Origin of the sequence: Staphylococcus sp. HMSC056G08 (assembly GCF_001812305.1) — a bacterium.
GTDB classification, from domain to species: Bacteria; Bacillota; Bacilli; order Staphylococcales; family Staphylococcaceae; genus Staphylococcus; species Staphylococcus simulans.
Genome location: NZ_KV808450.1, coordinates 80,654 through 95,512 on the forward strand (window position 1 = coordinate 80,654; position 14,859 = coordinate 95,512).

General features: G+C 37.2%; 16 protein-coding genes. 7 read left to right on the forward strand and 9 right to left on the reverse strand.

Annotation, left to right across the window (positions count from 1 at the left end; translation table 11 throughout):
- Positions 1 to 6 precede the first annotated feature (6 nt).
- Together HMPREF2846_RS04225 and HMPREF2846_RS04230 are read left to right on the forward strand one after the other, a co-directional pair.
- The gene (locus HMPREF2846_RS04225; protein ID WP_083309972.1) at positions 7 to 1,698 is read left to right on the forward strand and encodes a S1C family serine protease; all 1,692 of its coding nucleotides are present in this window, start codon (positions 7 to 9) and stop codon (positions 1,696 to 1,698) included.
- A gap of 17 nt (positions 1,699 to 1,715) precedes the next feature.
- Entirely contained in the window at positions 1,716 to 3,074 is a 1,359-nt protein-coding gene (locus HMPREF2846_RS04230; protein ID WP_070625832.1) for a TrkH family potassium uptake protein, read from the forward strand.
- Positions 3,075 to 3,209: 135 nt separating this feature from the next.
- Here HMPREF2846_RS04230 and hisIE read toward each other — a convergent pair whose 3' ends face one another.
- From hisIE to HMPREF2846_RS04275, 9 genes are read right to left on the reverse strand one after another with little or no spacing between them, the layout of a single operon-like run.
- Positions 3,210 to 3,839 carry a bifunctional phosphoribosyl-AMP cyclohydrolase/phosphoribosyl-ATP diphosphatase HisIE gene (gene hisIE, locus HMPREF2846_RS04235; RefSeq protein WP_057510971.1) on the reverse strand — a complete coding sequence of 210 codons (630 nt, stop codon included), beginning with the start codon at positions 3,837 to 3,839 and terminating at the stop codon, positions 3,210 to 3,212.
- The gene (gene hisF / locus HMPREF2846_RS04240; protein WP_070625834.1) at positions 3,830 to 4,594 is read right to left on the reverse strand and encodes an imidazole glycerol phosphate synthase subunit HisF; all 765 of its coding nucleotides are present in this window, start codon (positions 4,592 to 4,594) and stop codon (positions 3,830 to 3,832) included. Before hisF ends, hisIE begins: the two co-directional genes overlap by 10 nt.
- The gene (hisA, locus tag HMPREF2846_RS04245; protein ID WP_070625835.1) at positions 4,591 to 5,295 is read right to left on the reverse strand and encodes a 1-(5-phosphoribosyl)-5-((5-phosphoribosylamino)methylideneamino)imidazole-4-carboxamide isomerase; all 705 of its coding nucleotides are present in this window, start codon (positions 5,293 to 5,295) and stop codon (positions 4,591 to 4,593) included. The genes hisF and hisA overlap by 4 nt, the downstream gene beginning before the upstream one ends.
- Complete coding sequence (gene hisH, locus HMPREF2846_RS04250; protein WP_070625837.1) at positions 5,288 to 5,869, reverse strand: imidazole glycerol phosphate synthase subunit HisH; 582 nt, start codon at positions 5,867 to 5,869, stop codon at positions 5,288 to 5,290. The genes hisA and hisH overlap by 8 nt, the downstream gene beginning before the upstream one ends.
- Complete coding sequence (gene hisB / locus HMPREF2846_RS04255; RefSeq protein ID WP_023015826.1) at positions 5,866 to 6,447, reverse strand: imidazoleglycerol-phosphate dehydratase HisB; 582 nt, start codon at positions 6,445 to 6,447, stop codon at positions 5,866 to 5,868. The genes hisH and hisB overlap by 4 nt, the downstream gene beginning before the upstream one ends.
- The gene (locus HMPREF2846_RS04260) at positions 6,434 to 7,429 is read right to left on the reverse strand and encodes a pyridoxal phosphate-dependent aminotransferase (protein ID WP_070625838.1); all 996 of its coding nucleotides are present in this window, start codon (positions 7,427 to 7,429) and stop codon (positions 6,434 to 6,436) included. Before HMPREF2846_RS04260 ends, hisB begins: the two co-directional genes overlap by 14 nt.
- Positions 7,430 to 8,683: a histidinol dehydrogenase gene (gene hisD, locus HMPREF2846_RS04265; RefSeq protein ID WP_023015828.1), complete on the reverse strand. Its 1,254-nt coding sequence runs from the start codon at positions 8,681 to 8,683 to the stop codon at positions 7,430 to 7,432.
- On the reverse strand, positions 8,676 to 9,290 hold the full coding sequence (gene hisG / locus HMPREF2846_RS04270) for an ATP phosphoribosyltransferase (RefSeq protein WP_070625840.1): 615 nt from the start codon (positions 9,288 to 9,290) through the stop codon (positions 8,676 to 8,678). Before hisG ends, hisD begins: the two co-directional genes overlap by 8 nt.
- A 12-nt stretch (positions 9,291 to 9,302) precedes the next feature.
- Entirely contained in the window at positions 9,303 to 10,133 is an 831-nt protein-coding gene (locus tag HMPREF2846_RS04275) for an ATP phosphoribosyltransferase regulatory subunit (protein WP_070625842.1), read from the reverse strand.
- Positions 10,134 to 10,369: 236 nt separating this feature from the next.
- On the opposite strand from HMPREF2846_RS04275, the gene HMPREF2846_RS04280 reads away from it, so the two are divergent.
- From HMPREF2846_RS04280 to HMPREF2846_RS14350, 5 genes are all read left to right on the forward strand, one after another.
- On the forward strand, positions 10,370 to 10,654 hold the full coding sequence (locus HMPREF2846_RS04280; protein WP_023015830.1) for a lactococcin 972 family bacteriocin: 285 nt from the start codon (positions 10,370 to 10,372) through the stop codon (positions 10,652 to 10,654).
- A gap of 430 nt (positions 10,655 to 11,084) precedes the next feature.
- Positions 11,085 to 11,672 (forward strand): MptD family putative ECF transporter S component, encoded by a 588-nt coding sequence (locus HMPREF2846_RS04285; protein WP_070462612.1) that lies wholly within the window; start codon positions 11,085 to 11,087, stop codon positions 11,670 to 11,672.
- Positions 11,669 to 12,364, forward strand: a complete 696-nt coding sequence (locus tag HMPREF2846_RS04290) for an energy-coupling factor transporter transmembrane component T (RefSeq protein ID WP_060803863.1) — start codon at positions 11,669 to 11,671, stop codon at positions 12,362 to 12,364. Before HMPREF2846_RS04285 ends, HMPREF2846_RS04290 begins: the two co-directional genes overlap by 4 nt.
- A gap of 13 nt (positions 12,365 to 12,377) precedes the next feature.
- Entirely contained in the window at positions 12,378 to 13,838 is a 1,461-nt protein-coding gene (locus HMPREF2846_RS04295; protein WP_070625845.1) for an ABC transporter ATP-binding protein, read from the forward strand.
- A 167-nt stretch (positions 13,839 to 14,005) separates the two neighbouring features.
- Positions 14,006 to 14,859, forward strand: an 854-nt coding sequence (locus HMPREF2846_RS14350; RefSeq protein WP_176745467.1) for a YSIRK-type signal peptide-containing protein, incomplete at its 3' end; no start/stop codon positions are given.

Below are 14,859 nucleotides of genomic sequence, written 5' to 3' on the forward strand. Positions count from 1 at the left end.
GGCGTTATGATGGCAGAAGATAATGGAAAGCGTCAACCAGATGAAAAACAAGTTATACCGAAAAGTCATTATAAACGAAAACGTCGAGAGTTTTTCCATAATGAAGAACGAGAACAACGTGTTGAACAAGAAAAAGAGCAACAAGCACAAGAAAAAGAAAAAGCAGCAATGCAAGCTAAAAACAATGAAGAACGTGTGAAAGACAACTTAAGAAAAGCACGTATTGAAAAATTGACACAAGAAGAAATTCAACATCAACAAGAAATTGCGCAAGGTAAACGTGAGCCTGAAGTAGAAAATGAACAAACAGAGACACCGAAGGCAGAAACATCATCAAAAGATGAATCCTTACATAAAGAACAGCCATCAACATCCACTGCAGGTGCGAAAAAAGAAACAGTGAAGAATGAAAAAACTGTTTCAAATGTTTCATCAGTCACAGTAGACGATGACATAAAAATTCATGAGCACGCAACATCAGAAGAACCAACAGAGACAGAATCAGAAACAAAACCGCCTCATAAAGATGGCGAACCTGCAAAACGCAGTACACAAAGCAATCAGGCCAAAGCATTCTTTGAAAAACATTGGGCTAAAATCGCAATTGCGGTCGGCGTAATTATTTTATTGCTATTACTCTTTGCGATATTCCATAATCTAAGAAGTGATAATGGAAGTGCCGGTGATGTCGCAACGTTTGATGGCAGTGGCGATAAACAAGAGACAGCTATGATGAAAGCAGCAAAAAGTTCGATTCATTCAGTCGTAACAGTTGAGAACAAAACAAAAAATAAAAGCTCAATTGATAAAGAAACCGCAAATTCTGATAATGAAATTGGTTCAGGTGTCGTCTACAAAAAAGTAGACGACTCCATTTTTATATTGACGAATAGTCATGTAGTCGGCGATAAAAAAACTCAACGTATTTTATACGATGACAACAAAGAAACAACAGGGAAAGTCATCGGTAAAGATAAATATTCAGATGTAGCAGTTGTGAAAGCAAACGTTGAAAAAGATAGTGATGTCAAAGCTATACGTATTGGCGATTCTAAACAGCTTCAATTAGCAGAACCTGTTATTACAGTAGGAAATCCGTTAGGAGCTGACTTTAAAGGCAGTATTTCAAATGGTGTCGTTTCAGGTTTAAATCGTAATGTACCTGTAGATATCGATAAAGACAACCACTATGATGTACTGACAAAAGCCTTTCAAATTGATGCACCTGTCAACCCTGGTAACTCAGGCGGTGCAGTAGTTGATCAAAACGGTAAATTAGTCGGTATCGTCTCTTTAAAAATTGATATGCCGGCAGTAGAAGGCATGGCCTTTGCGATTCCAGTCAATAAAGCTGTGACACTCGCAAAACAATTAGAAGATAAAGGTAAAATTGATTATCCGAATACAGGTGTTGCTTTATCGAATGTCGCTGATTTATCAGATCAAGAACGTGATCAATTCAAAGTTCCTAAAGATTTACAACAGGGTACTGTAGTCAGAGAAGTAAATCATAACTCACCAGGTGAAAAAGCAGGTTTAAAAACAGGGGATATTATTGTAGAATTAGATGGTAAAAAAATTGAAGATAATTTAAGATATAGACAGATTGTCTTTGAACACCAAGCAGATTTGAAACCATTATCTGCAAAAATATATCGAAATGGTAAACTAAAAAGTATAACGATTAAATTGAAGTAGTGTTGAGGTGAAAACAGTTGTCCATTTTTAACCAGTTATTTAAAAGATCCAGTCCTCAACAAGGTATTGTCTTATTCTATTTGATTGCGATTATCGCAGCATTTTTGATGTTAAATTTACCTGGCGTGCATAAGCCTGGTGTGCACGTGGATCCCATTGATACATTATTTGTGGCTGTATCAGGGATCAGTGTGACTGGATTGACACCTGTGACGATTGCCGATACATATTCGACTTTCGGACAAATTGTCATTATGATTATTTTAAATATCGGCGGTGTCGGCGTCATGGCATTAGGTACGGTGTTATGGCTCATTTTAGGTAAACATATCGGCTTACGTGAACGTCAGATGATTATGTTGGATAATAACCGCCATACGATGAGCGGTGCGGTTCAATTGATTATTGAAATTGTCAGAGCTGTCTTATTAATTGAACTTGTCGGTGCGCTATTACTAGCCTTTTATTTCTATAGAGATACCGCAGATATCCAATATGCGTTAATGCAGGGCTTCTTCGTTTCAGTGGCCTCTACAACTAACGCAGGACTCGATATTACAGGGAATTCATTGATTCCTTATACGAATGATTATTTCGTACAAGCGATTGTGATGTTCTTGATTACACTGGGTTCTATCGGGTTCCCGGTACTATTAGAAATTAAAGCGTATATCAGTAATAGAAATCCGAACTTCCGCTTCTCATTATTCGCGAAAATCACAACGATTACGTATTTCGCATTATTCTTATTCGGAACAGTGATGATTTTAATCTTAGAGATGGGCAACACGTTGAAAGACGTCAGTTGGCATAAAGCACTCTTTTATGCCATGTTCCAATCGACTACAACCAGAAGTGCCGGATTACAGACAGTAGACATCTCACAATTTACAGATGCGACCAACTCATTGATGGGGACATTGATGTTTATCGGATCTTCACCAAGTTCAGTAGGTGGGGGCATTCGAACAACGACATTTGCGATTCTGATTCTCTTTATTTTAAATTTCCGTACGGATTCAGAACGTATTACCATCAAAGTCTTTAATAGAGAAATCTTGCCGTCAGATATCCAAAAGACCTTTATGGTGTTTAGTGTTGCAACAATCTTATCACTAACATCAATTGTGATTATTCAAGCAGTAGAAGGCAGTAAAATGTCTATTCTACAAGTCTTCTTTGAAGTCATGTCTGCATTCGGAACCTGTGGGTTATCGCTAGGTCTCTCGAGTGATGGTACAGATATCACCAAAGTGGTCTTGATGGTCTTGATGTTTATCGGGCGGGTTGGATTAATCTCCTTCATCTTAATGATTGGCGGCAGAAAAGAGCCTGTCTTGTATCACTATCCAAAAGAAAAAGTACAAATTGGTTAAAAAGTAACCTAGTAGAAATTTAAATCACTTTCAACATCATTAAACATAGAAATAACTACAATAAATAAAGCATGCGTTTGAAGCTCTGGATTGAGCTCAAACGCATGCTTTTTAAATGCTTATTTAAAACAATTTTTACCAGTCTTGAACAGATTTACGTTCACCTTTGAAATTACCGCTTTTTTGATGTCTGCTTTGTAAAACTTGTTTCACATCATCTACAGTTACACCACAAGCGTGGAGTAACACAAAGAGGTGATATAAGACGTCAGCTGTTTCATTAGCTAATTCTTTTTGGTCATTCTTCATAGCAGCAATCACAACTTCAAATGCTTCTTCACCGAATTTCTTCGTGATTTTCTCAATACCTTCATTCAATAAGTAATGTGTATATGATTTGTCATCATCGCTGTTTGCGCGTGATTGCACAATGTCTTCTAAACTATCGATAAAGAAAGGTGTTTCTGTATTGAAACAACTCGTTGAACCTGTATGACAAGTTGGACCATCTGGATTGACGAAGACTAATATTGTATCTTGATCACAATCTAATTTAAGATCAACGACATGTTGGTAGTTGTGAGAAGACTCGCCTTTTTTCCATAGGCGTTCTTTGCTTCGAGAATAAAACCAACACACTTTATCTTCTAAAGTCTTTTGATACGCTTCTTCATTCATATATCCCAGCATTAACACTTGTTTAGTTTGATAGTGTTGTAAGATTGCGGGTACTAATCCTTTTGAAAAGTCTGGTGTTATTGCCATCTGACTTCAACTCCTTCTTCTTTTAGAAATGCGTTCACAGCGCCGACGGTTGTTTCTTTATCATGGAAAATGCTGGCAGCGAGGCCGGCTGAGACATCAGTTTCCTTAAATAAATCCGCAAAGTGTTGCGCATTGCCGCCACCGCCTGAAGCGATAATCGGAATAGATACACGGTCATTGATTAATGATAATAAGCGGTGATCAAAACCTTGTTTGACACCATCGTAATCCATACTAGTCACAAGCAATTCACCAGCACCTAATGCTTCGACTTCTTGAACCCAGTCTAAAGTACGTTTATCTGTACGTTGCTTACCGCCATGTGTATAACAGAACCAATCTTGTTTATCTTCTTCCCATTTCGCATCAATTGCGACGCAAATACATTGGGTACCGAATTTCTGACTTGCCTCCGCAATTAATTCTGGATTTCTTAATGCGCTAGAGTTTAATGAAACTTTATCTGCACCATGTTTTAACAAGATAGAGATATCTTCAACAGAATTGATACCGCCGCCGATGGTTAATGGGATAAACAGTTTAGAAGCAGTCTCTTCGATAATATCTAACATCATTTGATGACCACTTTCAGTACGTGAAATATCTAAGAAAACAAGTTCGTCTGCTAGTTCTTGGTTATAGTACGCTGCCATTTCCACAGGGTCGCCGATATCACGCAACCCTTTAAACTTCACACCTTTGACGACACGACCGTCTTTGACATCAAGACAAGGGATGATACGCTTTTTTATCATTCTAATCCCTCCCAAAAGGCTTCAGTATTCGCAGCTTTGCCGACGATGGCCGCATGTACACCATCCGCTTCTAAACGCTTCAAATCATCAGAACTGCGGATTCCGCCAGATGCGACGACGGGTAGGGCAGTCGCTTGCGCAAGCTGTTTCGTTAATTCGAAGTTCGGTCCTTCTAATTTACCGTCTTTCGAAATATCTGTATAAATCAAGCCACCAAGCGGTAAGTGTTCAATGGTCTTAACGAATTCAAATAAGTTCAATCCTGTTTCTTCTAACCATCCGTTAACTTTGATTTCGTCAACATAAGCGTCTACAGATAGGTAAATACGATTTGGAAACTGTTCAGCAGCTGTTTTAAGCCATGCGGTATCTTGAATACCTTTCGTTCCGACAATCACATAAGCGACACCTTTATTGAAATAATCTTCAATCGTTTCAGTAGAACGGATACCGACGCCAACTTCAATTGGCAAATCTGTTAAACCAACAAGTTGTTCAATATAATCCGCTTCAACAGGTTGTTTAGTTTTCGCAGCGATTAAATCGATAACATGGATACGTTTCACACATTTATAACGACTATAGAATTGAACGGCTTCTTCTGCAGTTCTCGCCATCGCTTCTTTCGTTTCATAGTCACCTTCAGTTAAACGCACACTTTGTGAATCGATTAAATCAATTGCTGGCCATACTTCAATCATGAATAAAACCGCCTTTCAATGCTTGGTCTAAAATAGCTAATCCGAAATCACCGCTTTTTTCTGGATGAAATTGGATACCGATTTTATTATCTTTTTGGACAATGGCGGTAATCGGCAGACCATATTCCGCTGTCGCAATAATCGGTGCAGGTGTTTGAACGTAATAAGAGTGAATAAAGTAAACGTCTTTATCTAAAAGAGGGTGTTTACTTTCTAAATTATTCCAACCTAAGTGCGGTACAGGGTATGGTGTATCAATCGGCACGACACGACCAGGAATCATACCTAAACCCTCTACATCGCCTTCATTACTGTGTTCAAACATCAGCTGCATACCTAAACAAATACCGATCATCGGTTTCTTGTCTTGAAGCTCAATCAGTAACTTATTTAGGCCAGAAGCTTTGAGTGCTGTCATCGCATCTTTAAAATGACCGACACCTGGTAAGATAATATGCGAGCTTTCTTTAATTGTGTCAAAATCGCTTGTCAGTTGTGCATCGTAGCCTAAGTGATTGACCGCGCGTTGAACATTTTTGATATTTCCGACACCATAGTCTACAATCGCGATCATTCAATCACTCCTTTAGAGGAAGGCACACCTTGTGTATCGCTTTCTGAAAGTGCGATTTTTAAACTGCGCGCAAAGGCTTTAAAAATCGCTTCAATTTCATGATGCGTATTACCGCCGCGGATTAAATCAATGTGTGTTGTCAAACGGGCATTAATCACAAGCGCTCTAAAGAATTCTTCGACAAGTTCTGTATCGAATGTACCGACTTTCTCTTTAGAGAATTCGGCATTAAATGATAAGAAAGGACGTCCACTGATATCTGTAACGACACGTGCTAACGTTTCATCCATTGGAATATAGAAAGTACCGTATCGTGTAAAAGATGTTTTATCACGAACAGCTTCTAATAATAATTGACCTAACACAATTCCGATATCTTCTGTTGTGTGATGATCATCAACATAGGTATCACCCTCAACTTTTAACTGAAGGGCAATACCGCTATGGAAGCTGAACAAAGTCAACATATGGTCTAAGAAGCCAACCCCTGTTGAAATCGATGTTTCTGATTGATTGGTAAAATCTAGCGTTGCTTCTATAGAGGTCTCTTTAGTTGCGCGTGTTTTATGATAAGTCATTTTGTTCACTCCATTCCTTGATGATTTGTGAGAGTTGATCGAGTTCTTGATCTGTCGCAATAGAATAACGGACAGCTTCATTTAATTCAGGTTCATCATAAATACGTGGTTTAAAACCATGTTCCATCACGTATTCACCTAAACTGCGTGCTTTTGGTCCATATGTGAAGACAAAGTTTGCTTTAGATGGAATCACTTTTAAATCATTGCTGTGATACGGTTTGAAAATATCATTAAGTTTATGACATAAGTAACGTTGTTCTGCGATCAGATTCATAACGCGTTTAGTATCTTTAAATAATGTTTCCGCTAGTGTTAAAGATAAAGTGCTCATCGGATACGGGTGTGCGAAACGATTTAATAATTGAATCGTTTTTGGTGTTGAAATCACGACACCGATACGTAAGCCAGCTAACGCGAAGGCTTTACTTAATGTTTTCATGACGATGATATGATCTTCTAACGCTACTTCAATCGGTTCGCCAAATTCAATATAAGCTTCATCAATGACAAAGTAACCGCCAAGTGCTTTCATTTTGTCGCTGATAGCTTTCAAGAAATTGAAAGGATATTGTTCGCCTGTTGGGTTATGTGGCACGCTCATGATAAAGAACGCAGGTTGAACGTCATCAATACGGTTTAAAATCGTTTCGAGTGAGAAGCGGAAATCTTGGTCGCATGAGACATATTCAATGTCACGCTCAGTTTGGCGCGCAAATTCGGTATACATAACAAAATCTGGGCTTAACGTAAGTACTGGGCCTTCTGGCAGAGCTAACATACATTTTTGAATCCATTCATCAGATCCGTTCGCAGCTAAAACTTGATTGGTATTTAAATTATAAAAATCCGCGTATGCTTTAAGAAAATCATTATATTGTGTTTCTGGATAGACGCGAAAATCTGTATGATTAATGACTTCTGCAATTTCTGATTTAGAAAGTGCAGGAATCGGGCTTTCGTTTTTATCAATATAAATCAATTATGATTCCTCCTGTTCTACTCTGACTTTAACTGAGGCTTCATGTTGGTATAAGCCTTCTTCATGGGCGATTGTCATAGCGCCTTCTGCAAGGTTGTTGAAGGCATGTTGGTCGTAACGGATTACAGAGTGACTTGTGAGGAAGTCATTGACTGTTAAACCGTTTGTGAAGCGGGATGTTTGGTTAGTAGGCAAGACGTGGCTTGGACCTGCATTATAATCGCCTAAAGCTTCAGGTGCATAAGAACCTAAGAACATTGCGCCAGCATATTTGATTTTGTTGATGTAATAGTCAGGTTCTTTTGTTTGAATTGATAAATGTTCAGGTGCGACATAGTTTGCGATTTCTATATTATCTTCGATACTTTCAGTCAAAATAGGGTAGTGGAAGTCTCGTACACTTGGTTCGATAATCGCTTTTCTTGGGGCGTTGTTGATAGCCTCTGGTAATAACGCTTCTACTTCTTCTAATAAAGATTGACTTGTAGATAATAAAAAAGTACGTGCACGCTCATCGTGTTCAGCTTGTGCTAAGATATCTTGAACAATAAATTCAGGACGAGATGTTTCATCTGCGATAATCATAATCTCACTTGGTCCAGCGATTTGATCAATACCGACATAGCCATAAAGTAATTGTTTCGCTAACGCAACAAACTGATTACCTGGTCCGACGATCTTATCAACTTTAGGTACAGTTTCCGTACCAAAGGCTAACGCCGCAATACTTTGTGCACCGCCGACTTGGAAAATACGATCGACACCCGCAATTTTACAAGCTGCTAGAATACTTGGTTTAATGCCTTCAGCTTGTGGAGGTGTCACTGCGATAATTTCTTTGACCCCTGCAACTTTAGCAAGTGTCGCAGTCATTAAAACAGTCGAAGGATAAGCGGCTTTACCGCCTGGAACATAAATACCGACACTTTCAAGCGGGTTATAAATTTCGCTTGTGTATTCACCGATGACATCTTCATGTTTGATACGTTCTTGGAATGCTTTGATATTTTCAAAGCTTTGTGTCAAAGCTTCACGTAATTCTGGTGAGATTTGAGTCAAGCTGGCTTCAATATCCGCTTGCGGTACTTCTAATTGTGAAAGTTCGACACCGTCAAATTGTTTATTATAGTCAAATAAGGCTTTGTCTTGATTCTTTTTGACGTTTTGAATGATTGTGTTGACTTGGTCGATTAATGATTGTTCGATATCTGAAACGTTTTGGAAACGCGCATAAAATTCAGTTTTATTAAGCATGTATAGAAACCCCCAGTTGTGTAATGAATTGATTAATAGCGTCTGATTTACTGAAGAAAGCATGTTTATTGGTAATTAATCTCGCATTTACATTACCAATTTGTTCACGTTCTTCTAATCCGTTAGATTTAAGTGTTGTCCCTGTTTGGACGATATCCACGATAGCATCAACCATATTGACGACAGCTGCGAGTTCCACTGATCCAGATAAAGGAATGATGCTGACATCTTGACCGAGTTGGTTGAAATATTGGCGTGTAGTATTAACGTAAGTCGTCGCAACACGATTTATATCTGTCACACCAGGTTTGGCTGCTACAGAAAAGTGGCATTGACCGAACGGTAAATCGATATAGTTATTCACATTATGATTTGGCTTTTCACTTAAGATATCACTGCCGGTAATCCCTAAATCTGCGATACCTTCTTCAACATAAGTAGGGACATCTGTTCCTTTAACTAAAATGAATTTAATATCTTTTACGGTAATCTGCAGCTTACGTTCACGTTGATGTAAAGCTTCTGCCCATATAGGATTGTTGTTGCGTTCTAAAAATGCGATGAAGTCTTTGAGTAATCTCCCTTTGCTGAGGGCAATCGTTAACATAATTTGTTCCTCCTAATCTAATTGAATCCCAAAACCGAAACCATTGATTGTTCCACTGTAATGACCGCCTGACATTATCGGTTCAGACTGGCTATTTTCAAACAGCTGCATAAAGCTGCCGATATAGTAAGTTTTCGGTGGCATTGTTGTTACATCTAAGTGAATCGTTTGGATGCCTGCACGTTTCAATTCTTCTGACCATCGTAATAAAGATAAGTATGTCAGATGATCGTTAGGGATAATATTTCGAATATAATCCAGTTGCAAATGAGTCGGTTGTTTCAATAAACCTAAAAGTTTATGACCTTTAGGCAACTGCTGATTAAGTTCAGAAAGGTTACGTTCATTAATCAATTGTAAGATTTTTGGTGTGCGTTCTTCTTCACTAAGCAACAACGATAACAGTTGATAATGACCAATCACCGCAAAATCTACCTCGCGTTTCATTTCCTTTTGAACAAATCCCAACATTAACTGAAAGCTCGTCAACATTTCTTGGTAAGTCGGATGAAATACTTCAATACCTAAGTTTGTGCTGATATGTTCATTGTTTGCGATAGGGCCTGCATATACGGCTTGTTTTAAATTTAAAGCATACGTTCTGACATAATGTTGAAGTTGATCTGTCCAGTCATTACGAAGCGCAAAGAAATTTTGACCATTTTTCCAAATACTGCGCGTTCCCATACTTTCTAAATCATCTTGCGTCAACTGTTGCCAATTCAAACGTTCAATAAAATGCAGGTCTATCACTTCATATTGATGAGATTGGAAATATTTTAAAAAGCGGAGTTCCAAATCTTTTCGTTTAAGCACTTTATCTTGGTATTCGATGTATTCCATTTATAGTTCCTCACTTCCATCAACGCTTTCACTCTCTACCGAACTAAAGCGTATTGATTTAATGACGTAATCATAGCACGAAATCACAGTTAAATCAATAGAATATTCAGAATATGATAATTATTACGAAAAGGCTTATTAATGTAAGAATATTCAGAAAATTTATTGACGCTAGCGGATTTTTATTGTATATTATTTTTTAATAGATAGAGAACGTTTTAAAAAACGGTGTTTTCATGAAAAAGTATGTTGCTAGAACAATAATTATTGCCACTTTATTACTAGGAATGGGAACAACTACAATTGCAAATGCTTACGAATGGGCAGAAGGTGGAAAATGGAGTCATGGAATAGGCTCAACATATGTTTGGTCATATTACACACATAATAGTTATGGTCATGATTCTACAGCAATCGGCAAATATCGTTCAGATAGTGGCTATACCACTGCTGGAAAACAAGCACGTGCATCTGCGAAAAAAGCTTGGTGGGGTAACCAAGCATATTATAGAGTATATTAGAATATCATTTAAAAAGAGTGGGGCTGGGACATAAATCCAGCCCCTTTTATATTTTAGATGTGAATCTAATTTTGCAAAGCAAAAAAGTTAAAATATATAAATTAGCTAGTATACTAGGCTATGTGTACGAGGATAAATTTAAATCTAAACATAGTTTATATAGAGAGATTTTAATTGTAGTAGAAAATGAATAGTCTGATTGATAGGATAGAATGTACTGGTTTAATGTGGATTTCTAAATGGATTTGAATAATTTAAAGCTCAGATAAGCAGTTATTTCTATTTTATTGTTTTATATACCTTTTACTAAATGAAAGTAATTTTTGATTGAAATACGTAATTGAGAATCATTATCAATGGTGGTAAACTATGTTTAAGTTATATTCACACGATAAATTTAACAACAGATTTTTAAGGAGGAGATACATGCATGCAACGTGAGAAATTAGAAGTTAAAGATTTAATTAACATCGGGCTCTTTACTGCAATATTTTTTGTGTTAATTACACCTGTAGGTATTGCGGGGATAGTGCCAGTGATTATGTTTTTCTTACCTGCATTATTTGCGATTATTGGCAGTGTACCTATTATGTTGTTGGTAGCTAAAACACAAAAGTTTGGTGCTTTAAGTATCAGTGGTATTGTAGTGAGCTTAGTATTGTTTATTATGGGTCACCCAGGGCTCGCATTAATTACTGGTATTCCATTACCGATTCTAGCTGATTTAATTATGAAGATCGGCAACTATTGTCATTGGCTTACATTAAGTATCGGTTATATTGTTTTTTCATTTTGGTCACTCGGCAGTTTGCTTCCGTTTTACTTCGCAAGACAATCCTTTTTCGATTATCTCGAACAAAAAAGAGGACAGGAATATACAGCACTACTTGATAAATTATTCACACTACAAACCTTACCTATCATTTTAATGACTTGTATTGTCGGTGCTGTTATCGGAATTGTTATCGCAAGAATTCTATTTAAGAAACATTTTGTACGTGCAGGTATGGTGTCATGATCAATACTCAAATTGATCCAAGAATAAAATTGTTAAGCATGGTATTGATCTCTTTTATTGCTTTAACAGGGACTACTACAGGTTATGCAGTTTTTCCACGACTTGTAATTATTCTGATACCTACATTTTGTCTGCTTTATCTACATTATTATAAAGCTGGCTTATTATGCTTTTTTATTCTTTTTACTGGATGGTATATCGAAACATTCCAATTGAGAGATTACCATGCGGTTGTGTATAGTTTGATATTTATAATAGCCAATTTGCTTACACGTTTTTTACCTGCTGCTTTAATGGGATTTGTCTTATTTAAAACAACGTCAGTTGAAATGTTCATTAGTGCATTAGAGAAAATGAAGTTTCCCAATGTGTTGACGATTCCTTTAGCGGTCATGTTTCGTTTTCTTCCTGTGGTCTATCAAGAATCGCAAAACATTAAACATGCGATGCGTATGCGGGGTATGACGACACTTCAAGCGTTTCTACATCCGATACGTTATACCGAAATGCGTATTGTACCGTTAATTAATCGAGTGGTCAAAATTTCAAATGAGTTGACAGCCGCTTCTTTAACAAGAGGACTGTCTGTAGACGCTGCACGTACGTCACTCATTGTATTTAAAATGACTGCAATCGACAAAACTATCGCAGGATTCTTAATTTTACTTGTTTTATTTTATTACGTTATATAAGAGGGAGGCTCAAATGATTCAATTTAACAATGTAACTTTCAGCTACAGTGCTTCAGATAAAAATGCATTAGAAGATTTTAATTTAACTATTCGTCCTGGCGAAGTGGTCTGTTTAACAGGATTATCAGGATGCGGAAAATCAACAGTACTAAGATTAATCAACGGGCTAATTCCTCAGTTTTTCTCAGGTGAAATCGCAGGAGATATTGTCATCGCAGGACAAAACATGAAGGACTATGCTTTCAAAGATTTAAGTCGCCAAATCGGCAGTATCTTTCAAAATCCTAGATCACAATTCTTCTGTACACATGTATTAAATGAACTTGCCTTTGAATTAGAAAATTACTATACAGACCCAGAAGAAATTCAATCACGAATTATTAGAGCAGTAGATCAATATCAAATTAATGATTTACTAGAAAGTAATGTCTTTGAATTGTCGGGTGGTCAACAACAAATGATTGCCTGTATCAGTATTGAAATCGCAGGACAAGCGCTTATTGTCATGGATGAACCTTCTTCAAATTTAGATTTCAAAGCCGTTCAAAAATTAGCACGTATGATTCAATCTTGGAAGCAACAAGGGAAGACGATTGTTATTGCGGAACATCGTCTGCATTATTTATTAGATTTGGCAGATCGTTTTATCTTAATTGAATCAGGTCAGATTACTAAAGCGTGGAATCAAGATGATTTTCGTCAATTAGAACTAAAACAATTAAAAGCACATGGTTTACGAGCGACAGATTTAACACGACTACGACCAAAACGATCAGAACCTTCATCACACGATGTGATACCTATACAAAACTGGCAATATCGCTATCAGAAAAAAGAAACATTAGATTTAAATATTGAGCGATTTGATTTACATAAAGGTGCGATAACAGCGATAGTCGGCCACAATGGGGCAGGGAAATCTACATTCGCGAAAGCATTAATGGGTGCAGTTAAGTTAAATAGAGACGCAGTGATTATGAACGGCACACATAAAATACGTCAAAAACAGTGGAAGCACGATGTATATCAAGTCTTTCAAAATGTAAAGTCTCAACTTTTCGGTGAAACTGTAGAAGAAGAAATCAGATTCAGTCATCGTAATATGCCAGATGCTGATTTAGTACATGCGTTAGATATAATTGATTTAAAACAACATCGTGATAAACATCCCTTATCACTTTCAAACAGAGAAATGCAGCGACTGGCGATTGCGAGTGCTAAAGAAAGCGGCAGACCTATTTTAGTATTTGATGAACCAACCAGTGGTTTAGATGGCAAACGTATGTCTGAATTTGCGACAGAATTACGACAATTAAAAGGCCAAGGGTATACAATTCTGGTCATTACACATGATTATGAATTGATTATAAACAGCGCAGATTATGTTGCGGAATTTCATGAAGGGAAGGTCAAACACCACTATCCGCTTGATATGCGTAATGTCAAAGCGCTTCAAAACTTCTTCGAACTATAAATATTTAATAATAACTCAAATATAATAGTGTCATTTTAACTACTTTAAAAAACATAAATAATAGTAATGACATTGATTTAAGGGTGTGCTATACTCCCTTTATACATTGTTAATGAGAATGATTATCATTATTGGTGTAAAAATTAATGATTAGGAGCGTTATCAACGTGAGAAACAACAAAGAGAGAACAGTTATGAACCATGCCAACCAGAAAGCGTACCAATATTCAATTCGTAAATTTACTGTCGGAGCAGCTTCGATAGCTGTAGGTGCAGTGATCTTCTTAGGAGGAGGACAAGCACAAGCAGCTGAACAAGAAGCCCCCGTATCAAACGCAGCAGCACCGACTACTGTAACGGATAGCGGCACTTCGACGACACCAAACGCGACACCTGTTTCAGCGCCAAAAACAGTTGAGTCAAAAGAGAAAGAAGCAAATAAACCACAAGCAGCATCTACAGCACAATCTCAAACAGACTCAAAACCGACACCTGAGAAAGTTGAAACAACACCAGCACCAAAACAAGAAGCACCACAAACAGAAAAAGCAACAGCAGCACCAACAAATCAAGTCTCAGTACAAGAAGCAATAAAACAACCATCTTTACAAGATCCTCACGCAAACGAAGAGCGTTACCCAGTAGAGTTTAAAGTCGTTAAACCCAATACTGACGAAGAAGCATTCTTCCATGCATCAAATATTAAACAACCTGCTCAATTTATAAAAGGTGATAAAGCATCAACTGTTGAATTAACATTAGACATTCCAACAATTTGGGATAGATTTGATGTTTATCAAGAGAACCATAAATTAAATACACAAGTCACTGCCTACGATAAGAAAGCAGAAACAGCTAAATTACAATTCGCAGTTCCAAACAATACACAAAGTGTCATTGTGAAGTCATCAACGAAATCAAGAATGCTTGGTAACCAAGAATATGACGATGTTGAACTTAAATTCAACCAACCTATTAACGCAAGTGATTCTAAGCCATTAACACAAGATGAGTATAAGAA

Excerpts from the sequence above, each read along its gene's own strand:
- hisA (WP_070625835.1), bottom strand. The coding sequence starts at position 5,295 with ATGATTGAAGTATGGCCAGCAATTGATTTAATCGATTCACAAAGTGTG.
- HMPREF2846_RS04285 (WP_070462612.1), top strand. The coding sequence starts at position 11,085 with ATGCAACGTGAGAAATTAGAAGTTAAAGATTTAATTAACATCGGGCTC.
- hisF (WP_070625834.1), bottom strand. The coding sequence starts at position 4,594 with ATGATAAAAAAGCGTATCATCCCTTGTCTTGATGTCAAAGACGGTCGT.
- HMPREF2846_RS04290 (WP_060803863.1), top strand. The coding sequence starts at position 11,669 with ATGATCAATACTCAAATTGATCCAAGAATAAAATTGTTAAGCATGGTA.
- hisD (WP_023015828.1), bottom strand. The coding sequence starts at position 8,683 with ATGCTTAATAAAACTGAATTTTATGCGCGTTTCCAAAACGTTTCAGAT.
- HMPREF2846_RS04275 (WP_070625842.1), bottom strand. The coding sequence starts at position 10,133 with ATGGAATACATCGAATACCAAGATAAAGTGCTTAAACGAAAAGATTTG.
- HMPREF2846_RS04280 (WP_023015830.1), top strand. The coding sequence starts at position 10,370 with ATGAAAAAGTATGTTGCTAGAACAATAATTATTGCCACTTTATTACTA.
- HMPREF2846_RS04225 (WP_083309972.1), top strand. The coding sequence starts at position 7 with ATGATGGCAGAAGATAATGGAAAGCGTCAACCAGATGAAAAACAAGTT.
- HMPREF2846_RS04295 (WP_070625845.1), top strand. The coding sequence starts at position 12,378 with ATGATTCAATTTAACAATGTAACTTTCAGCTACAGTGCTTCAGATAAA.
- hisB (WP_023015826.1), bottom strand. The coding sequence starts at position 6,447 with ATGACTTATCATAAAACACGCGCAACTAAAGAGACCTCTATAGAAGCA.
- hisH (WP_070625837.1), bottom strand. The coding sequence starts at position 5,869 with ATGATCGCGATTGTAGACTATGGTGTCGGAAATATCAAAAATGTTCAA.
- hisG (WP_070625840.1), bottom strand. The coding sequence starts at position 9,290 with ATGTTAACGATTGCCCTCAGCAAAGGGAGATTACTCAAAGACTTCATC.
- hisIE (WP_057510971.1), bottom strand. The coding sequence starts at position 3,839 with ATGGCAATAACACCAGACTTTTCAAAAGGATTAGTACCCGCAATCTTA.